At 40.3% G+C, this 20,829-nt stretch carries 19 protein-coding genes; 9 read left to right on the forward strand and 10 right to left on the reverse strand.

Annotated features, from left to right (window positions below; all coding sequences use genetic code 11):
• Nucleotides 1-15: 15 nt before the first annotated feature.
• From P2W73_RS00165 to porN, 5 genes are all read left to right on the forward strand, one after another.
• Nucleotides 16-2,112 (forward strand): thioredoxin domain-containing protein, encoded by a 2,097-nt coding sequence (locus P2W73_RS00165; protein ID WP_276499941.1) that lies wholly within the window; start codon nucleotides 16-18, stop codon nucleotides 2,110-2,112.
• Between the two features lie 150 nt (nucleotides 2,113-2,262).
• Nucleotides 2,263-3,567 carry a T9SS ring complex lipoprotein PorK/GldK gene (gene porK, locus P2W73_RS00170; protein ID WP_276499942.1) on the forward strand — a complete coding sequence of 435 codons (1,305 nt, stop codon included), beginning with the start codon at nucleotides 2,263-2,265 and terminating at the stop codon, nucleotides 3,565-3,567.
• A 107-nt stretch (nucleotides 3,568-3,674) separates the two neighbouring features.
• A complete protein-coding gene (gene porL, locus P2W73_RS00175) occupies nucleotides 3,675-4,493 on the forward strand; it encodes a type IX secretion system motor protein PorL/GldL (protein WP_276499943.1) in 819 nt (272 codons plus the stop codon).
• A 104-nt stretch (nucleotides 4,494-4,597) separates the two neighbouring features.
• Nucleotides 4,598-6,133 carry a type IX secretion system motor protein PorM/GldM gene (gene porM / locus P2W73_RS00180; RefSeq protein WP_276499944.1) on the forward strand — a complete coding sequence of 512 codons (1,536 nt, stop codon included), beginning with the start codon at nucleotides 4,598-4,600 and terminating at the stop codon, nucleotides 6,131-6,133.
• 11 nt (nucleotides 6,134-6,144) lie between these two features.
• On the forward strand, nucleotides 6,145-7,161 hold the full coding sequence (porN, locus tag P2W73_RS00185) for a type IX secretion system ring subunit PorN/GldN (RefSeq protein ID WP_276499945.1): 1,017 nt from the start codon (nucleotides 6,145-6,147) through the stop codon (nucleotides 7,159-7,161).
• A 208-nt stretch (nucleotides 7,162-7,369) separates the two neighbouring features.
• On the opposite strand, the gene uvrC is transcribed toward porN, so the two are convergent.
• From uvrC to gpmI, 6 genes are all read right to left on the reverse strand, one after another.
• Nucleotides 7,370-9,184 carry an excinuclease ABC subunit UvrC gene (uvrC, locus tag P2W73_RS00190; RefSeq protein ID WP_276499946.1) on the reverse strand — a complete coding sequence of 605 codons (1,815 nt, stop codon included), beginning with the start codon at nucleotides 9,182-9,184 and terminating at the stop codon, nucleotides 7,370-7,372.
• A gap of 2 nt (nucleotides 9,185-9,186) precedes the next feature.
• Nucleotides 9,187-9,759, reverse strand: coding sequence for a hypothetical protein (locus tag P2W73_RS00195; RefSeq protein WP_276499947.1), 573 nt, complete (start codon nucleotides 9,757-9,759; stop codon nucleotides 9,187-9,189).
• Between the two features lie 150 nt (nucleotides 9,760-9,909).
• The gene (locus P2W73_RS00200) at nucleotides 9,910-11,277 is read right to left on the reverse strand and encodes a hypothetical protein (protein WP_276499948.1); all 1,368 of its coding nucleotides are present in this window, start codon (nucleotides 11,275-11,277) and stop codon (nucleotides 9,910-9,912) included.
• 26 nt (nucleotides 11,278-11,303) lie between these two features.
• A complete protein-coding gene (locus P2W73_RS00205) occupies nucleotides 11,304-11,885 on the reverse strand; it encodes an RNA polymerase sigma factor (RefSeq protein ID WP_276499949.1) in 582 nt (193 codons plus the stop codon).
• Nucleotides 11,886-11,979: 94 nt separating this feature from the next.
• A complete protein-coding gene (locus tag P2W73_RS00210; protein WP_276499950.1) occupies nucleotides 11,980-12,465 on the reverse strand; it encodes a heme-binding domain-containing protein in 486 nt (161 codons plus the stop codon).
• Between the two features lie 18 nt (nucleotides 12,466-12,483).
• A complete protein-coding gene (gene gpmI / locus P2W73_RS00215; RefSeq protein WP_276499951.1) occupies nucleotides 12,484-14,016 on the reverse strand; it encodes a 2,3-bisphosphoglycerate-independent phosphoglycerate mutase in 1,533 nt (510 codons plus the stop codon).
• Between the two features lie 194 nt (nucleotides 14,017-14,210).
• Here gpmI and P2W73_RS00220 point away from each other — a divergent pair, with 194 nt between their 5' ends.
• From P2W73_RS00220 to P2W73_RS00230, 3 genes are all read left to right on the forward strand, one after another.
• On the forward strand, nucleotides 14,211-14,600 hold the full coding sequence (locus P2W73_RS00220; protein ID WP_276499952.1) for a DUF4783 domain-containing protein: 390 nt from the start codon (nucleotides 14,211-14,213) through the stop codon (nucleotides 14,598-14,600).
• Between the two features lie 80 nt (nucleotides 14,601-14,680).
• A complete protein-coding gene (nadC, locus tag P2W73_RS00225; RefSeq protein ID WP_276499953.1) occupies nucleotides 14,681-15,538 on the forward strand; it encodes a carboxylating nicotinate-nucleotide diphosphorylase in 858 nt (285 codons plus the stop codon).
• A gap of 30 nt (nucleotides 15,539-15,568) precedes the next feature.
• Complete coding sequence (locus P2W73_RS00230; protein ID WP_276499954.1) at nucleotides 15,569-15,910, forward strand: translation initiation factor; 342 nt, start codon at nucleotides 15,569-15,571, stop codon at nucleotides 15,908-15,910.
• A gap of 302 nt (nucleotides 15,911-16,212) precedes the next feature.
• Here P2W73_RS00230 and P2W73_RS00235 read toward each other — a convergent pair whose 3' ends face one another.
• Complete coding sequence (locus P2W73_RS00235) at nucleotides 16,213-16,467, reverse strand: (4Fe-4S)-binding protein (RefSeq protein ID WP_276499955.1); 255 nt, start codon at nucleotides 16,465-16,467, stop codon at nucleotides 16,213-16,215.
• A gap of 145 nt (nucleotides 16,468-16,612) precedes the next feature.
• Nucleotides 16,613-18,064 carry an isocitrate/isopropylmalate family dehydrogenase gene (locus P2W73_RS00240; protein WP_276499956.1) on the reverse strand — a complete coding sequence of 484 codons (1,452 nt, stop codon included), beginning with the start codon at nucleotides 18,062-18,064 and terminating at the stop codon, nucleotides 16,613-16,615.
• A gap of 112 nt (nucleotides 18,065-18,176) precedes the next feature.
• On the opposite strand from P2W73_RS00240, the gene apaG reads away from it, so the two are divergent.
• The gene (apaG, locus tag P2W73_RS00245) at nucleotides 18,177-18,563 is read left to right on the forward strand and encodes a Co2+/Mg2+ efflux facilitator ApaG/CorD (RefSeq protein ID WP_276499957.1); all 387 of its coding nucleotides are present in this window, start codon (nucleotides 18,177-18,179) and stop codon (nucleotides 18,561-18,563) included.
• A 15-nt stretch (nucleotides 18,564-18,578) separates the two neighbouring features.
• Here the strand turns inward: apaG and P2W73_RS00250 are convergent, their stop codons facing one another.
• Nucleotides 18,579-19,622 carry a fatty acid desaturase family protein gene (locus P2W73_RS00250; protein ID WP_276499958.1) on the reverse strand — a complete coding sequence of 348 codons (1,044 nt, stop codon included), beginning with the start codon at nucleotides 19,620-19,622 and terminating at the stop codon, nucleotides 18,579-18,581.
• A 77-nt stretch (nucleotides 19,623-19,699) separates the two neighbouring features.
• Nucleotides 19,700-20,737 (reverse strand): gliding motility lipoprotein GldB, encoded by a 1,038-nt coding sequence (gene gldB / locus P2W73_RS00255; protein WP_276499959.1) that lies wholly within the window; start codon nucleotides 20,735-20,737, stop codon nucleotides 19,700-19,702.
• Nucleotides 20,738-20,829 lie beyond the last annotated feature (92 nt).

Here is a 20,829-nt window from a genome sequence, read left to right on the forward strand (position 1 = left end):
GCGTACTTTGCCTTTATGCCTACACACAAAAACAAATTAAGCACTGAAACCAGCCCTTATCTTCTTCAGCATGCTCATAACCCGGTAGATTGGTATCCCTGGGGAGAGGAAGCTTTGCAAAAAGCAAAAGAAGAAGATAAGCCCATTTTGATCAGTATAGGCTATGCCGCTTGTCATTGGTGCCATGTAATGGAAAAGGAGAGCTTTGAAGATGAAAGTACAGCATTGATCATGAACGAACACTTTGTCAATATTAAAATCGACAGGGAGGAGCGGCCGGATCTTGATCACATTTATATGGATGCAGTGCAGGCTATGACCGGGAGCGGGGGGTGGCCACTCAATGTCTTTCTTACACCATCGACAAAGCCCTTTTACGGCGGCACCTATTTTCCACCTGTTCGGGCTTTCAACAGAGCTTCGTGGAAAGAGACCTTGTTGGGTGTAATGAACGCATTTAAGGAAAAAAGAAATGAGATCGAAGAACAGGCTGAAAGCTTAACCAGTCATTTGTTGCAGTCAAACTCATTTGGGTTACAAAAGCCAGGCGAACAGTCAAATTTGTTTACTGGTAAAAAATTAGCCGAGTCATTTGCCAACATCATGAAAGCTGCTGACAAAGAGTGGGGTGGTTTTGGACGGGCACCGAAGTTTCCTCAGACTTTTACCATACAGTTTTTATTGCGGTATGCGCATGTTAAAAGTCATCAATCCATACCGCAGGAGTCTGCAAGTGAAGAAGCAAATGCTTCGCTCAGGCAGGCGTTGCTTTCATTGGATAAAATGATTGATGGCGGTATTTATGATCAAATAGGAGGAGGATTCGCCAGGTACTCAACGGATACGGAATGGCTAGTCCCTCATTTTGAGAAAATGCTGTATGATAATGCGTTGTTGATTTCTGCACTAAGTGAGGCATACCAATTAACAAAAAAAGATAAGTATGCTAATGCAATTCATGAGACGATGAGTTTTATTCGCCTGGAATTACTTCATCCGCAGCACGGCTTTTATTCAGCATTGGATGCAGATAGTGAAGGAGAGGAGGGTAAATTTTATGTGTGGTCAAAAACAGAGGTGGAGCAACTCCTGGGAGATGAGGCGGACATATTTTGTCGTTTTTATGATATCACCCAAGAAGGAAATTGGGAAGGGAAAAATATTTTAAGAGTGAAGACCCCAATTGAGCATTTTGCCCGTGAGAATAACATTGAACAATCTGTCTTAGTTAGCCTGTTGAAGGGAGGTCGCCAAAGACTTTTGGAAAAAAGAAATACCAGGGTAAAGCCTTTGCTTGACGATAAAATTATTTTAAGCTGGAATGCCTTAATGAATACGGCGAGTAGTAAAGCATATGCAGCCACGGGGAAGGAAGAATACCGGGATTTGGCAATTGCCAACATGCAGTTTCTGTTGGAAAGGTTCTGTAGTAAAAATTCAGAAAGCTTTTTTCACACCTGGAAAAACGAAGAGGCAAAATATCCGGCATTCCTTGACGACTATGCTTTTTTAATACAGGCGTTAATTCACTTGCAGGAAATAACTGCTGATACAAAATGGCTGGAAAAAGCAAAAAGCATTGCTGACTTTGTTATCGACAACTTTAGTGAACCGGCAGCCACCTTCTTTTTTTATACCGGGCAAGGACAGACCGATGTTATTGTTCGAAAAAAAGAAGTTTATGATGGGGCAGTCCCTTCCGGTAACGCCGTGATGGCTGAGAATCTTCATCGCCTTTCCCTGTACTTCGACAGAGGGGATTGGGGTCAGCGTAGCCAGGATATGGTGCTTTCACTCGGCCAGGTAATAACGAAATATCCCACTTCTTTTGGATACTGGAACTGTCTGTTACTGGAGTCAATAAGCGGAACAGCGGAAGTGGCAGTTTTGGGGGCCGAGATAAAAAAGATCCATAAAGAACTGTTGTCGGAATTCATACCTCAACGGGTTCTAATGGTGTCATCGGCAGAAAATGAGGAGTTTCCCCTACTGGCCGGAAAGGCAGTTTCAAAAGTCCCATCTGTTTATATATGTAGAAATTTTGCATGTTTAAAACCCGTCAGTTCCATAGCCGAAGTACGGGAACAAATCAGGTTTGAAATAGCCAATTAATTTTATGTTAATACAATAATTTAGACTTAATATGCGTTAGAATAATTACGTCGTAAAACCCGATTTGGACATACTAAAATAAATTGTAACGTTGTGGTGATGAATAAACCTAAATTTTATATTTGCCCCAATACCCTTAAGAGTATGAAAATGAAAAACCTTAACTACGCATTTCTTGCAATTGTTTGCATTTCAATGCTATCCAGTTGCGGAATACTGGGAAAGAAAAATAAAGGCAGCAGCCTGCCTAATGATGGCCAGGTGCACGGAATTTCTCCGGGCAACAGGTATACACTGCCTAAGCCTCCGGGTATGGTTTATATACCCCAGGGAACATTCCATATGGGACCCAGTGATGAGGATCCTGCATATGCCTTTAGCTCCCGCAATCGTTCAGTTTCAATCAGCGGCTTCTGGATGGATGCTACGGAAATCACCAACAACGAGTATCGTCAGTTTGTTTACTGGGTACGTGACTCTGTCGCCGCCCGCAAGTTAGGTAAAGTAAAAGCTGGTGCAGACGGGAACGAATATGTTGATTGGGCTGCCATGAAACAAATGAAATGGGATGACCCCAAGACGGTTGAAGCTCTTGGAAACACAGATCTCATTCTGGTTCCTGAAGAAAGGATTTTTGGAAAGAAGGAACTGGATGCGTCCAAGCTTGTTTTTCATTCCGAAACCTTTGATCTAAAGGAAGCAGCTAAAAGAGAGAATGCGGGTAAATCCCGTTCTAAATTCATCCTGAAAAAAGACATTCCTATCTATCCTGATACCTTGGTTTGGATTCGTGACTTTGCGTATTCTTACAACGAGCCAATGACCAAACGTTACTTTTCGCATCCTGCATTTGGTAACTATCCGGTTGTGGGTGTAAACTGGAAACAGGCTACTGCTTTCTGCGAATGGAGAACAATGTACCTGAATGCTTTTTTGGATAGCAAAAAAAGAGTGCAGGAGTCCGATTTCCGCCTTCCAACTGAAGCTCAGTGGGAATACGCAGCCCGTGGTGGTCGTTCACAATCAATGTTCCCCTGGGGTAACTACTACCTGCGTAATAAAAAGGGATGTTTAATGGCAAACTTTAAGCCTGGTCGTGGTAACTATCCTGAAGACGGGGGCTTCTATACAGTGCGTGCAGATGCTTATTGGCCAAACGACTTCGGTCTGTATTGCATGTCAGGTAATGTGGCAGAATGGACTTCCTCGATTTATTATGAAGGACGTAATAACTTCCAGCATGATATGAATCCTGATGTTCGCTGGAATGCTAAAGATGATGATCCCCCGCTGATGAAGCGTAAAATAATTCGTGGTGGAAGCTGGAAAGATGTTGGATACTACCTGCAAACAGGTACCAGCACTTATGAATACCAGGATTCTTCCAAATCTTATATTGGATTCCGCAGCGTAATTGACTTACCAGCTGCTCCTCAAAAAGCACGTCGCAGATAAAAACTTTCTCAAAGAGGTATTTTTCTGCGGCCTCTTTTTCTATACAATTTTTTTCATATTCACATCGTTTTAGTTAAAATTTAATAATCTATAAAAACGAACCCTTTATGCTATTCTTTAAAACCCACAAAGGCCAGGTAGTACTAAATTTTCTTTTCAGCTTTTTTGCCGCAGTAGTAATCTTTGCGGCAATGATGAAAATCCTTCACTGGCAAGGTGCTGATATAGCTATCATGTGTGGACTGATCGCTGAAGCCATCGTATTCCTCGTAATGGCATTCTTAGTGCCTCCTCCTGAAGAACCACACTGGCAACGTTATTTTCCAGACATTAACCAACACCCTGATCTGGATCCTAATTTTAAACCTACACCATTGGCTCTTAATTCCGGAGGTTCTGGTAATCCAGCCCTGAATAAATTGGATGATATGCTACGTGAAGCAGATATTACTCCGGCTAACCTGGGTCGCCTGGGTGATAACTTCAAAAAATTAGGTGGAACTGTAGATAGAATGGCTGACATTTCAGATGTAGTAGCCGCAACAGGTGACTACACTGCTAAGACCCGCGAAGCAGCAAATGCGTTAGGTACTATGAAAGATGCTTACCTAGGTGCAGCGAACAGCATTCAGCATTTCAACAATGCAGCTGAAGGCACAAAACAATTCCACGATCAGGTAACTGTATTGACTAAAAACCTGGCTTCTCTGAATACTATTTATGAATTAGAGTTGCAGGATACGAATAATCACCTGAAAGCAATGAACAAATTCTATAGCAACCTGACACAAGCTTCTGAAGCTATGCAGGGTAGTGTAGAAGATGCTCAAAAAGCAAAAGAGCAAATTGCACAATTGGCTACTAACCTGGGCCGCCTGAACAATGTTTATGGCAATATGCTCAGCGCTATGCAAGGTCGTAGCTAATAAAATTTTTAATAATAAAGGGTTCGTTTTAGATTTTAAAATTGAAATCCCGTATCCTAGATTTTTTGATAAGCACCATTAACTAAAATAAAAACCAAATCATCATGGCTTTACCTCGTGAGCCCCGGCAGAAAATGATCAACATGATGTATCTCGTTCTCACAGCCCTGCTGGCGCTGAACGTATCATCTGAGATATTGAATGCCTTCAAAACGGTGAATAAAAGCTTGGAGAATACCAATACAACTGTAAATAAATCTACAGAGACTATCATGGCTTCATTGTTAGATAAAACAAAGGATCCATCTAGTGCAAACAGAGCGAATATTTGGTATCCCAAAGCTCAGCAAGTACAAACTTTGAGTAAAAGCATCTTTGCTTACGTTCAAACTTTAAAAGATCAAATCCTTCGTGAAGCAGGGGGTGACCCAAACAATCCTGAACAAAAGTTCAAGGAAGATAATCTGGACATTGCTACTCGTATCATGATTGAAAAAGGTGAGGGCCAAAAGTTATTGGCGGCTTTGGATAATTATAAAAAGACTGTTCTTAAAGTTGACCCTGCCATTGATTCAGCTTTTAAAACCACACTTCCTATCAATCTTGACAAGCCAGCCAGTAAAAATCAGGCGGGCAAGACGTGGGAAGGCGCCTATTTTCACATGGTACCTACTGTAGCCGCTTTAACTATTCTAAGTAAGTTTCAGAATGACGTGAAAACTTCTGAGAACAGAATAGTTCAATTTTGCCACAATAAAGTTGGAGAAGTAAATGTCGTGTTTGATAGCTATGGGGCTGTAATAGGACAAAGCTCTAACTATCTAATGCCGGGACAAGAAATTGAAATTACCGCAGGTGTTGGTGCTTTTAGTAAAAAAGCACAACCAATAATAGTTGTCGGCGGTTCACCGGTGCAAATTGGAGACGATGGCGCAGCGCATACCAAATTACAAGGGGGTGGTGTTGGACAGCATAGCATTCCTGTAAAAATTACTTACATGAATCAGGAGACGGGAAAAATGGAGACGATTGAGAAAAATGTTACCTATACTGTTGGCCAAGCCAACGCCTCCATTGCTCTTGATGAAATGAACGTTCTTTACGTTGGATATGATAATAAAGTAACTATCGCGGCAAGCGGTGGTGGTGATGATAAAGTACAAGCATCTATCAGCGGCGGCGGCGGTTCTTTGGTTAAAGTTGGTGGTGGTAAATACATCGCCAAGGTTAATACAGTAACCGATGATTGCAAGATCACAGTATCTGTTGATGGCAAAGTAGCTGGTGTTTCCCAGTTCCGTGTTCGTACGATTCCTCAGCCTGCTGCAACTGTGGGTGCTTATCCCAGTGGTGAAAGTATATCGGCAGGTGCATTCAAAGCACAATCAGGTGTGGGTGCCTACATCAAAGACTTCCCGCTCAATTTGAAATATTCTGTAACCAGCTTCACCATCGCCGCCGACAATGCTGAAGGAGATATTGATGAAGCTGCTTGTCAAGGTAATCTTTGGAGCCCGAAAGCCCTTCAAATTGTAAGAGGCCTTGGTCCTAACAGAACAGTAACGATTGATAATATTCGTGCAGTTGGTCCCGATGGTAGAAATCAGAAATTACCTTCGCTGGTATATTATATAAAATAAATTTTGAAGAGATGAAAAGTTTTGTTGTAAAAGGTTGTTTACTCGCTGTGTGTGCATCAATATTGGTAGCTGAAGCTAATGCCCAGCGTACCGGCCGCAGAAGGACAAATGCTCCTGCTAATAATGCACAGCAGAATCAGCAACAGACCAATATAACCACGCCGCCATCGGGTTACAATCCTTACGGCAATATTCCCATCGTTGTTGACTCAGCAGGTGTTTCTGACACAGTCGTAAAAAAGTCACTCCGTAATGATAATGCTTTTGACAAAAGCAGTTTGAATGCCCGTACACCATTAACTTATGAGCATTTAAGAGCAGACGATGCCCTATTTGCTGAAAAAGTATGGCGTGAGTTGGATCTGCGTGAAAAAATGAATGCTCCGTTCCGTTACGAGGCTGAAAGTGATAATGGCAGCCAGATGTTTGTAAATATGTTGCTGAAGGCAGTTAGCTCTGGTGAGGTGACAGCTTTTTCGGACGACCGGTTTACCACGCCTGTTACTATTGCTGACCTTCAGCAGCAAACGGTGGGTACAGCAGATACTGTTCCCCAAGTCGATCCTAACGATCCCAGCAAAGTGATTCGTTATGTGGTGACACGAGCCAGCTTTGATGCGAAAAGTGTGGTGAAACTGAGAATAAAAGAAGAGTGGGTTTTTGACCGTGAAGCCAGTCGTTATTTCTGCCGTATTCTTGGAATTGCTCCGCTCAAAACACAATTTTTCCCAAATGGCCAGGAAAGGCCCGGAAGCACTCCGATGTTTTGGGTTTACTACCCGGATATGCGTCCAATCCTGACTAAATACGAGGTTTATAATCCCAAAAATATGGGTAATAGCCGGATGACCTGGGAGGAATTGTTTGAAAGCCGCATGTTCGCCAGCTATATTACTAAATCTACTTTGGATAATGCTGCTAACCGTACCATACGTCAATACATAAAAGATCCCATTCTGGCATTGTTAGAGGGTGAGAACATTAAAGAGAAGATCTTTAATTATGAGCAGGATCTTTGGTCTTACTAAGTTTTTCCGCGAAATTTTGTATAAAAAGAGCCCCTTGTCAAAGGGGCTCTTTTATTGATAAACAATTTCTAAGCAATAAATAAAAAGCAAAAAATATATGCGCCTACTATTAGGATTATAGGAAAATATTTGTATTTTCGTCTCGGTTTTTCATAGGATATTGGATTTTAAAAACGGGGCTGGATTTCTATCCTGGCCCCATTTTTATTTAATAACCTTCTTCTTGCTGGTTGTTAAAATAGTTAAATACCAGTAAAGCTTTGGCTTTTCCAACAGTATTTTCTAACTCCTCAATCGGCAATTCCCGGATCTTTTTCACTGATTTATATTCTTTTAGCAAGATATCAGCTGTCGTCTTTCCAATACCGGTAATATCCTCCAACTCATTTTTAAAAGTGCCTTTGCTTCTTTTATTGCGGTGAAAAGTGATTCCAAAACGGTGTACTTCGTCCCTGATCCGGCGAATTAATTTAAGACTATCGCTATTATAAGGGAGTTTCAAAGACTCTTTATCGCCTACAAAAAAGAGTTCTTCTTCATTTTTGGCCAATCCGACCAGGGTGGTTTTACCGGCAATACCCAACTCATCAATTGCTTCTGATGCTGCTCCCAATTGCCCCTTTCCACCGTCAATGATTACGAGCCTGGGAAAAGGCTGACTTTCTTCTATAAGCCGCCTATATCGTCTAGAAACAGCTTCTTTCATCGAGGCAAAATCATTGATACCTTCCACAGTTTTCACGTTAAAATGGAGATAATCTTTTTTGCTCGGTACCCCGTTTTTAAAACATACCATAGCCGAAACAGGATAACTGCCCTGGAAATTAGAGTTATCAAAACACTCAATATGATCGGGTAATTCGGGCAATTGCAGGTCTGCCTGTAATCGTTCGAGTATCTTGATTTGATCAGTATTTGCCGGGAGTTTCAGTCTTTCCTTATTTTTCAATTCCTCAATAAAGTAGTCGACATTTTTTTCAGAAAGTTCAAGCAATTTCTTTTTATCGCCGCCTTTCGGAATAGTAATTGTTATTTGATCCTGAGGGTAATCGATGGGAAAAGGAACAACAATCTCCGGAGCATTACTATCAAAACTGGTTCTTAATTGAGCAACTGAAAAGCTTAATATTTCTTCCTCCGTTTCATCCAAATGAGTTTCCAGTTTATTGGTTTGTGTTTGAACGATAGTTCCATTACGAATCATCAGGAAGTTGACGAAAGCTATATCTTTTTCTTTTCTTAAAGCAAATACGTCGAGATCGCCAGCCTTTATATTGGTAATAACTGATTTTGATTGATAGTTTTCCAGGTATTCAATTTTCTTTTTTGTTATTTCTGCTTTTTCAAAAGCGAGATTGGCGGCATGAGTTTTCATTTCTTCCTTGAAATGGCGAATTACCGGCGAAAGATTACCCCGCAGCAGATTTTTTAACTGGTCAATACTTTCTGCATAATCTTCTTTTGTTTGAAGTCCTTCACAAGGGCCTTTGCAATTTCCCAAATGGTATTCCAGGCATATTTTGAATTTTTTCTGCTCAATATTCTTTTGAGTAAGATTGAGGGAACAATTTCTTAGAGGTATCGTATGGCGGGTGAACTCAATTAGCTCCCGAACTTTTTTTACGGAAGTATAAGGACCGAGATATTGTGAACCATCTTCTATTCTTTTCCGGGTAAGAAAAACCCGGGGGAAGGGTTCATTTTTAATAACGATGAATGGGTAGCTCTTATCATCTTTTAAGTTGATATTAAAAATAGGCTGAAACTCTTTGATCAGCGAGTTTTCTAAAAGAAAGGCATCCTGTTCGGAGTTTACAAGAGTAAATTCGATGCGATTGATCCGCCTGACGAGCTCATTTGTTTTGTAACTGGTAATACTTTTATTGAAGTATGAGCCAACCCTTTTACGAATGTTTTTTGCCTTGCCGACATATATCAGTTCATTCGTTGCGGAATAGTATTTATAGATACCGGGTTGTTGAGGAATGCTTGCTGCAATATGTTGAAATTCCTTTGTTGTCATGCTTATTCGTTCTCACCCCAAACTACTTTGAATGTAGTTGTTTTTTCAGGTTGTCCCGCCAATTGCCGGGTAGTAGTTACCTGGAAGCTTTCATCTACTTTCCATAGTAGCTTTTTTTGCACTGCGCTATCTCTTGTATTAACAGTGGTTTCAATAAAAATGTTGGTTACCTTATCGCCGGATGGATCCGGTTTAATCAAAATTTGCTGTCGCTGTACCTGTTCCTTTTCGGGTTTTACAGGACTATAAGTTATCATTACCCGGTTCAATGACTCATCAAATAATTTTTCCTCTTTGTAACGATCTTCATACTTAGGTGAGGCAATGTCAGGAACAGTGAGAAAATCATTCGCAATTACACGAAACTGGTCCCGATGAATAAACGTGGTGTCGGTTTGTATGCTATCAATAAAGTCCAGCTTACGGATTGAATAAAGAGAAGTATCCATTGCTGCTATTTGTCCCTTAATAAAAGAAAGGGCTGGGAAGAATTTTTCTCCTTCTTTTTTCTCTTTTTGCTTACAACTATTGAAAAAAATTAGTCCTGCGATTAAAAGGCTATAACTTGATTTCATCCGGGGGCAATATGTGATTGATAATTATCGGGCAAAATTAATTGAAAAAAGAACTTTTAATAACATTTTACAGCGACTGAATCTGGTAAAAAAATATCTTGTCTTACTAAAAGACAAGATATTCTGAGAATAGATAGTATAGGAATAGCTTTATTTATTAAGTGTGACACCCACTTTCAAACCAAAATCAAACAAGTTTTCTTTAATTGGATATGTATTATGGAAGCTTGAAAGAATTTGATAGCGAACCTGTGGTCCAATTTGCCATTTTGTTTTGCCACTGGTATAGTTAACAAAAGTTTCGAATCCAGTACTCAAGTTTACATGACGGATGAGCCTTGGCACTTCAGCATAATTCTTATAATCGGTTGAAATCAGGTAAGCCCTGTCATTGAGAACGTAAGTAGGTTGTATTGTTCCTGCCACTCCAACGCTGGTTTTTTCATTGCCAGCCAATTTCATCTCAATACCAATAGGGGTGGAGACTGAGAAATAGAAATTTTTCAACCAATCAGATTTATAGCCCGCATAATTGCGATAATAGGTCCAGGTAGAAATTGTCGAGTTACTGCCGTTCCCACCGTTTAAATCGATAGTGGCAACCTCTCCGTTAAAGGCATATGCTTTTATGTCATAACGATTGATATTGAACTGGAGACCTCCTCTTACTTTTAACCCCTTGGTGATTGGGTATCTGCCTGAGAAACCAATTTGCAGACCCAGGTCAGGCTTATGTGTAACAGCACTATTTACGTCCTGCAAGTAAGCAAAAGGATAATTTGAAGAAGATGGATTGTCAACTGACTTATTTACACTGAGCCGACGGTAACTAATAGTAGGAGTTACAAACAACTGCCAGCTAATTTTTTTGGATGGCTTTTTATATTTATAAGAATTTATAACACTTTCGATGGTATATGGAGCATATGACTCAGTCTGCCCGGGCGTTTTTATTAGCGCCTCCGGAATAGTTTTAGCATCTGATAGATGATTAATTTCAGGAAGCCTGGCTATTTCAAACGATGCAACCGGATGAATATTTATGTTCGTAAAGGTTGAATGCTGCCCGCTTTTTACAGGACGTTCAATTAGTACAGGATCAATTAAAACCTCATCAACAGAAATGCCTTCGATTTCCGATAATACTACAGGAGAAAAGCTGGAAAAGCTACCCTCATTTTTAGAGTCAATTAAAGGGGATGTTTCTTTTGCCGCAAAGGGAAGCAAATCCTCGATATTTTTAGGTTCCACTTTTTCAGCAGGGATATTCGTAACAGGTAAATTGTTGTTGAAAGCAGTGCCATTTTTTCCTGAAACCGGGTGCGTAGTCATTACCCAGGTTACAGCGCCGCCCGTAAGTAATAATAAAACTCCCAGCCAGAATCCGTACCATTTTCTCCTCGTATGAAGGGCATTGTTCACTCCCTCCCATACTTTTTCTGAAGGGAACATCCGGTATTGATCAGCACTTTCCTTTATATAATGCTCAAATTCCTTATCGTTATAGCTGTTCTCCATAACCAGTTAAAAATTAAGAGTACGAATCATCGATGGCTAACGGCCATAAGCCAATCGATATCTTGTTTTGGTTTTTGTATAATTTTCTTCCGTATCAAAATATCTTCCAGCATCGCTTTAGCCCTGGTGTATTGGCTTCGGCTGGTGCTTTCCTCTATATCCAACATATCCGCAATCTCCCGATGACTGTACCCTTCTACCGCATACAAGTTCAAAACAGTGCGGTAACCAATCGGCAATAACCGAATGCATTCTACCACTTGTTTTGCCTGTATAATTGCCGGAACACTTTCTTCCCTGATCTGTATACCAGTAGCGTAAATAATGTCTACACTTTCATTGAACTTTTTGTTTTTCTTCAGGATATTGATACAGGTATGAACGATTATTCGTCTTATCCATCCTTCAAATGCACCGCGATTTTCGAAAGTATGTATTTGTAAAAAGACTTTTATAAAGCCTTCCTGCAACATATCTTCCGCATCTTCGCGGTTATGCCCGTATCGATAACAAACCGCCAGCATTTTTGAACAATACTTGTTGTAAAGTTCCCGCTGAGCGGCAGCATCATTGTTTAAACAACCTTTTAAAATGGCTTCTTCGGTCATATATGCCGTTTGGTTGTCTGTAATTTAGACATTTTTTACATACAAAAGCTGCATGAAATAGTAAATTTCAGGGGCGATATGTGGGAAATACCGCCTATTTTTTCCTTATAAGACTATCAATAGGGTATTTGGCTTTCATGCTGTCCCGGAGTGTATTTGTCCAGCTAATTATTTTTTCTTTTTCCGCAGCTGTAAGGATGGCGTCCTTATGCACCCAGGTATAAGATTGCAAAGGCATTTCACCTTCCTTTATTTGTTCTTCAATTTCTTCCAATTTGTGGTATTGATAACGGAGACTTCGGTTGCTGTAGTCGTCCAGGTTCAAATGCTTCTTTCCATTCTTCACATGGCCGCTCATCCACCAATCTACCGGTTGTATGGCAGAATACCAGGGATATTCTGTGTTATTGGAATGGCAATCATTACACGCCTTTGCCAGGATAATTTTTATATCGTCAGGAACTGGATGAACGTTCCCAATATAATTGGCCTGAGGACCGGTAGCCTTGTTTTTTTCAGGATGAATAAATTGAATAATGACCAATATCACCAATAAAAACAGGAAGATCTTTTTTAGCATGGGAGATTTTTGTGAAAATTATGGTTTGTCAATTAAAATTTCACCAGTCATTTCTTTTGGAATTGGTAAACCCATCATGGATAATATAGTGGGGGCGATATCTCCCAGTTTTCCGGGCTTAATTGTTCCTCTCCAGTTTTTGTCAATAATAAACAAAGGAACCGGGTTTAATGTGTGGGCTGTATTAGGAGATCCATCTTCGTTAATGAGGTAATCTGAATTTCCATGATCTGCCGTCAAAAAGATGGTATAATCATTAGCAAGTCCCGCAGTTACTACTTTTTCGACACATTGGTCAACGGTTTCTGCCGCTTTTATGGCGGCCTCCCAGACACCAGTATGGCCTACCATATCTGCATTGGCATAATTGAGGCAGATAAAGTCGGCAGATTTATTGTTTATTTCTGGTAAAAGAGCATCAGTCATTTCATAGGCGCTCATCTCTGGCTGAAGATCATAGGTGGCAACCTTTGGCGAAGGGATCAGAATTCTCGATTCACCTTCAAAAGGTATTTCGCGGCCGCCACTGAAAAAGAAAGTTACATGGGGATACTTCTCTGTTTCGGCAATCCGAATTTGCTTTAACCCATTTTGCTGCAGTATGTCACCCAATGTATTTTTTAAGTCGTCGTTATCAAAAACTACATGCACATTTTGAAAACTTTGATCATACTGTGTCATGGTTGTATAATGAAGAGCCAGTTTCTTCATGTTGTATTCAGGAAAATCTTTTTGCGTTAGCACCTCCGTTATTTCCCTGCATCGGTCGGTGCGGAAATTGAAACAGAAAGCGACATCCCCGTCTTTAATGGTCGTTACCGGACGACCATCCTTATTGGTAATAACAACCGGCTTTATAAACTCATCGGTGATATTATTGGCATAAGATTTTTCTACAGCTGTAATGGCATCATTTGATAACTTACCAATGCCATTTGCCAAAGCGTCATAGGCCAGCTTTACTCTTTCCCAACGTTTATCCCTGTCCATAGCATAATAGCGACCGCTTACAGTTGCGATTTTGCCCACGGTTTTGTCCAAATGTTGCTGCAGCTCTTTTATAAACCCTAAACCACTTTTTGGGTCACAGTCACGACCGTCCGTAAATGCATGCACATACACGTCTGACAAGCCTTCAGCGTGGCAGATGTCTATGATTGCTTTCAGATGATTGATGTGGGAATGCACACCGCCGTCACTTACGAGGCCAAGCAAATGAAATGGTTTGTTATTTTGTTTTGCAAACAGAATTGCTTGTAACAATTGTTCGTTTTTTGCCAAAGAGCCATCTTTAGTAGCAACATTTATTCGCTGCAACTCCTGGTAGACAATGCGACCGGCTCCCAAATTTAGGTGGCCTACTTCTGAATTGCCCATTTGCCCATCGGGTAAGCCTACTGATTCTCCGCAAGTTACGAGAGTAGTATTTGGGTAACGTGTATATAACGATTTCGTGAAAGGTACGTTAGCATGCTGGATGGCGTCAGAAGATGCAACTTTTCCAAGTCCCCAGCCGTCCATAATAATTAAAATAACTTTTTTTTGGCCCATTAGATAATTGATTGTTTAGTATAAATTCATTTGTTACAGGGTAACAATGCGTTGTAAATCTACAAATCATTCATCTATTTAAGCCTTAAAGATATTTAACAACCGGTTTTTATTATTTTAGTATTCCGGTGTCAATGGTGATTATCCTGTGGCACATTTTTAGGACTATATTGCCTATGGAAAACAAATTAGATATGAAACTTTTATTTACTTCTTTTTTGGTTGCTTCACTTATTGTTTTTTCCTCTTTTGCGCAGTCAAGTAATATTGACGGTGTAATCGGAGCTTTACGCATAGGTAATGCTTCTGAACTGGCTAAGTACTTTGACGATAATGTTGAATTGACGCTGCCTGTAAAAAGTGATAGCTATAGTAAGGCCCAGGCCCAGGTAATCTTAAAAGATTTTTTTGCTAATAACGGCGTAAAGACTTTTGTGTTAAAACATAAAGGTGATTCACCCGGTGGAAATTATTGTATCGGCACCCTGCAAACAAAATCGGGCAACTTCCGGGCTCATGTTTTTATGAAAGTGAAAGGGGGAAAAGAAGTATTGAAAGAAATTCGTTTCCAATCCATCGAGTAAATATCGTTTAAAATATCAGGTAAAGCCTTTCCACTATCGGGCAAGCCGAAGTACTGGGAAGGCTTTCTTATTTTTGCTCCATGAGTTTTGATAGTCAACTTAACCACCTGATAGATGAAGCGCTAAAGGAAGATGTTGGTGATGGGGATCATAGCAGTTTGTCCTGTATTCCCGCTGGTGCAAAAGGAAAAGCAGTATTAAAAATAAAGCAAGACGGCATATTGGCCGGCGTAGATGTAGCCCGCAAAATCTTTACCTATAAAGAACCGGCATCCATCTTCACTTCCAATAAAGGAGATGGGGAAAGGATGGCTTTTGGCGAAAAAGCTTTTGAAGTTGAAGCCTCTGTCCACACAATTTTACAATGCGAGAGACTTGTACTGAATTGCATGCAACGAATGAGTGGAATTGCTACCCTAACAAAAGAGTATACAGACAAATTAAAAGGTTATAAGACCCGCCTGTTAGACACCCGCAAAACAACTCCCAATTTTCGTCTGTTGGAAAAGGAAGCAGTGAGAATCGGTGGCGGAGTCAATCATCGTTTTGGATTGTTTGATATGATTATGTTGAAGGATAATCACATCGATTATGCTGGTGGAATTGAAAAGGCCATTGAGAAGGCATATGAGTATATAATAAATAAAAAACCCGCGTTAAAAATTGAAGTAGAAACCAGGAGTATCGAAGACGTAAAAAAGGTTGTCGCTATAGGAAAAGGAAAAGTGTTTCGCATCATGCTCGACAATTTTAGGCCGGAGCAAATAAAGGAAGCCCTGGCACTAATTGGTGAGGATTTTGAAACCGAAGCTAGTGGAGGAATCAACCTTGAAAATATCGGGGAATATGCTCAAACAGGAGTGGACTTTGTTAGCGTAGGAGCATTGGTACACCAGGCAAGGAGTTTGGACCTGAGCCTTAAGGCTGTCATCGCCTGATAAATCTTAAGTTTTAAAGTTGTAAAATTCATGTCAAAAAAAAATAAGCCTGACAACAGGGGATTTGTTTACAGTACAGATCCTAACTTCAAGTTTGAAGAGAATCAGCAAAACTTCGAAACTTTACCGGCGTCACAACAAAAATTGAAGATCCGGCTAGATACAAAGCATCGTGGGGGGAAGGTCGTTACGCTGATCGAAGGGTTTATTGGGGAAGAAAGTGCCCTGGAAGAGTTAGGGAAAAAGCTAAAATCATTTTGTGGAACCGGAGGGTCAGCCAAGGATGGCGAAATTATAGTACAAGGTGATCAACGGGAGAAAGTGCTGCAATGGTTAATGAAAAATGGCTACAAGCTGGCCAAGAAAATTTAAGTAATTATAATTTGCTAAAAAATGAATAATCCCTGGGTACTATGTGGTATTGGTATTTTGTTCTGCATTGCCGGGGTATTTTTTTTCCTCCGGAATGTTTATGAAGAAGATCAATCAGTGTCCTGGGCTGTAACAATTATGATCATGGGAGTCATTCTAATTGCAGCTGGAACCGCCAAATATTTTAAGCTACTTTGAGTTTTGATTTTCTTTTTCTTCGATGAGCCGCACTGGCATATAAAACTACAGAACTTGTTTTTGTTTCTTCCTGCCCATTACACTTCTATTTTAAGTATGCTGGCTCACTCAGCCGCTACTTTATCAGTTTCGCCAGGGTTTTCTTCATTGTAGAAATAGCTTAATGCCCCACTTGGGCATTTTCTCACCTGTTCAATGATCTTTTCGGTTGAGGCACCATTCATTTTTATCCAGGGTCTCTCTTTTGGATTAAAAACTTCAGTCAGTCCTTTCCAGCAAAGAGTAGAGTGTATGCAAACATTCGGCTTCCAGATTATGGTTATCTCATTATTTGTGTATTGATGGGTTTCCTTTGACATTTCAGAACCGCGATTTTTAGAATTAACAAAGACTAAGAAGAGTTAGCCTTTATTGTAATTTACACTATCGGGATAGATCAACAAAAAAGGAAATGAGCTTTTCATTTCCTTCCGATCCATAATAATCTTATCAATCGTGGTTCTGTTACTGTCCTTGCGACAAACTATAGGCTTTTTTATCTCCCCACATATTAAGCAGTTCCAGTGAACATATTTTAAAATTACCGCTGAGACTAACGTACAGGCCAATGATGTCCTGCTGATTCAAGGGAGAGCCATCAATACTTTCAAAACGAACATTGTATTGATTCACCAGGTTGGTAAATACTGATCCTGTAGGCCACACCTGTGTACCCCGATTGCTGACGTTAACGATATTAAATTTAACGCCGCCATGCCGCTGACATTTATGGGCAATTATTTCTGGCTGTTCATCACTTTCGATAAACATGTCGACACCGATTATGTTTTCCTGCTCCATTTCTGCAGAGACCATCATTGGGTTTTTTTCCAGCTTAAATACCGTTTGCAAAGCTGGTTTATTGGGTAAAAGCTCCTTCGCATTCAACTGTGGTTTTTTTCCAAAGTTGCTGATAATAGTTTCAGCAAAATCCGTTGTATTTAACGGCGGGATACCTTTATCACCAAAATCACCGGTTCTCGTTCCCGTCTCTAATGTATAAAGCAAAGCATTTTCAATTTCCGCCGCGTTTTGCATATAGCCAAGGTGACGAAGCATAGCGATACCACTCAAAAGTAAGGCTGTTGGATTAGCGATATTTTTTCCTGCTATATCTGGTGCTGTGCCGTGAACGGCTTCAAATATGCAAATATGGTCGCCAATATTACCCGAAGGCGCAAAGCCCAAACCTCCTACAAGCCCAGCACAAAGATCAGAAACGATATCTCCCTGCAGATTGGTTAAAACAATTACGTCGAATATATCCGGCCTTGTTACCAACTTCATGCACAGATCATCTACAATTACATCATCAGCTTTTAACTCAGGATAATCTTTGGCTACTTCATAAAAACAATCCAGGAATAGACCATCTGTTATTTTCATAATATTGGCCTTATGGCCGCAAGTGATACGACGGGCATTTTTTTGCTTTGCCATTTCAAATGCATACTTGATCACCTGCAGGCTTCCGGGCCGGGTGATAAACCTGCGGCTCAATGCCACATCATGGGTAAGCATGTGTTCTATTCCTCCATAGGTGTCCTCAATATTTTCTCTAACAACCGTTATATCGATCGGAATTCCTGCCTTGCTAAAAACTGTATCTACGCCGTGCAGTGTTTGAAATACCCTCTTGTTAGCATAAGTGTTCCAGGTTTTTCGGGCGGTAACGTTTACACTTTTTACGCCTTTGCCTTTAGGAGTTTCCATGGGACCTTTGAACAGGATGCCAAGGTTTTCTATAGTAGCTTTTGCCTCGGGTGTCATGCCATTGGAAAAACCTTTGTCAAAAACCCATTTCCCCATATCAACGTATTCAAATTCAATCGGAGTTTTGTTGGCTTTAAAAATGCTAAGAACGGCATCCATGATCTCAGGCCCTATTCCGTCGCCCTGCGCTACAGCTATCTTCATAGTGGAAATTTTTGAGGTGTTTAGAAGGCGCAAATTTAAGCCTTGAGGAGTAAAATCCGGCAAGATTTACCGCCGTCAGTGTTTTTCGTTATTTTTACGTAAACTGATTGGTATGAATAGTCTCATTTCCGAGGGTGTGGAGGTAAGTGTAGAAACATTTTACCAGCCGGATTATAGCAACCCTATTCAGTCAGAATTTATGTTCGCCTATCGCATTACGCTGGAAAATCACAACACTTTCCCGGTAAAACTTCATCGTCGCAGCTGGAATATTTTTGATAGCAATGGAAGTACAAGAGAAGTGGAAGGTGAAGGAGTAGTGGGCGTTCAGCCGACCATCCAGCCAGGCGAAACTTACCAATACGTCAGTGGTTGTAACCTTCGTACCGAAATGGGTAAAATGAAAGGGACTTACCAAATGGAAAACCTGAACAATAAGCAAATGTTCACGGTTGACATTCCTGCATTTGAAATGATTGTTCCGATGAAGAACAATTAGGTTACTTTTTTCTTCCTAAAGTTCGATTTTTCTAGTTCTCTCCTTCATTAAGGCTATAGCCTGTTCCCGGCTTGTAAACATGTTATTAATGTTTACAAGGTTGTCAGCCAGCTTATCATATCTTTTTGTAAGCAGGTACATAAAGATGTGCAGATAATGAATGCCATCAAATACTATCGCTTTGTTAGTGGCAAATTCATCTTTTCTCCTCAATAGTTCAGCGGGCATATCCGTGTAATGCATTCCAGGCCGCAGGTGATGTATGATATGATAGCCGTCATTCCAGCAAACATGGTTATACTTTGTATTGATGCAGTTGATCGAGTTAGTATATAAATTATCCGGATTGGAGCTATCAATAAAAGAGTGCTGTGTCCAGTTGCCTAACATCATCACTAAGCGGGCAAACAATAAAGGAACAATGAAAACGAGCAAGGCGGCTTTTAGATTTAAAAAGCACATGCCTATGCAAAAGAAAATAAAAACATACTCGCCAAATGTCAGGCGCATATATAGTTTTTTTCTTTTCCTGTGATACAGGTACAAGATGGTGTTCTTAACGCCAACTAAAAGGAATTTCAGGAAATAAACAAGGAAATCTTTGACGCTATCTCTCTGATAGGCCATCGTGCTGCTGGTATCATCCCCGGTATTGTTTTCTATATGGTGCATGCCAAGATGATGACTGAAATAACCCTCAGGAGCATGTCCGAATAAAGGGCAAATGACCCAGGTGATATACGTGTGGATCCATTGATACGGTTTCTTAAAACACCTGCGGTGGCAGATGCAATGAAACATCAACCCAAACCTGCCTTTGAAATATAATTGTGAAAAATAGAAATAAGGTATCACTGCCAGCCACCACCACCATCCTTGCAATACTGGCGTAAACAATAATATGGCAACGGGCAAAATAAAAATATGTATCCAGGTCAATAAGTAAATAAAAGGCAGATCCCGCTTGTCATTGATGATGTGAAGCCAAAGTTTATCATACCAGCTAAACTTTTCCTTGGGGACATATATAGGGTCAGTAAGGGTGGAAAGTGTCTTCATGCTACTAAATAATTTAAACGCCTAAACCGCAATATAAGCAAATAGGAAACAGGCAGAACAATAGAATGGATTTATAGCTATTTCGGTTTGTATTTGGATTGCTCCAATATCTGCTTCGGCGACGCCTTCATAACATCTTCAGGTTTCATGCCAGAATTTTCTTCAACAAACTTTTTAACGATCTGCCACCCTATCCATGGGCCTATGTTGCCGGGCGAGTTTTCCTGGGAAAAACCTTGTGTAAACGGTGCTTCACCTATATAGTTTTGAATCGTTACCGGGTCTACTGTATACAAATTTTCATTCTTCACAATATAGGTCCAAATCAGCCCCTCATTTTCGTGGCACCAATCAATTTGTTCCTTTGTATAGCCTGTTTTGACATAATCAGGGGTTTCCGGCAAAAACTTATCAATCAGCCACCATTGTTTGCCCTTTTCAATCATCTGTTCTATCAACGATTTAGTATTGCTTTTATCAGGGAAAATATCATCAGCCACCAGTTTCATTACGTCGGCTATGATATATTCCTTTGAAAACCTGCGGCTGCGATACAGGGGCACAACGTTATTGATAAAATATTCCTGGTTATAGAGTGAAAAGTTTTTTCCCAGGTAAAACTGGAGACTTATTCCTAAAAAATCGGGGCCGATAAAATTAGGTGTCAGGTCGCCATTACTCATTTTAGCCATGTCGTTCAGCGAATTCATCGGGCCCACAATAGGGATAATTTTCCCAGGTGTTTTATAGGCAGGAAAATAATACTTCACGTAGCGAAATGCCCTTTCTATCTCGGCTTTTTCGGCACTAAAGTTTTTATAAATTTTTTGGGATGAATCAAACACTGGTTTATATAACCGGTAGAAGGTGCTAATGCCTTCCTGGCTGGTAACGCCAACAATATTTTCCAGGAACACCGGTAGTAGGACAGGATATTTTGCCTGTAGATTCGCCAGCCCTCTTTGCACATTCGTTGTATCTAAAGAAAAAAAATCTTCATCAAATCTTTCAACCGCAAGGTTCACTTTAATACCAGAAATATCGGGTGTATTTTTTTGATTTTTGCAGGCAGCAAAAGCAATAAGTACAAACAAAAAAAGGATGGCTTTTTTCATAGCTCTTGTAAACGAAGTGGGTGTTTAAATGTTGTGTACGAAGATATAGAAACGTTAGTGGCTCTTCATTGTCGTTTTTTATCCAACCGTTA

The organism is Terrimonas pollutisoli, assembly GCF_029360765.1.
Lineage (GTDB): Bacteria > Bacteroidota > Bacteroidia > Chitinophagales > Chitinophagaceae > Terrimonas_B > Terrimonas_B pollutisoli.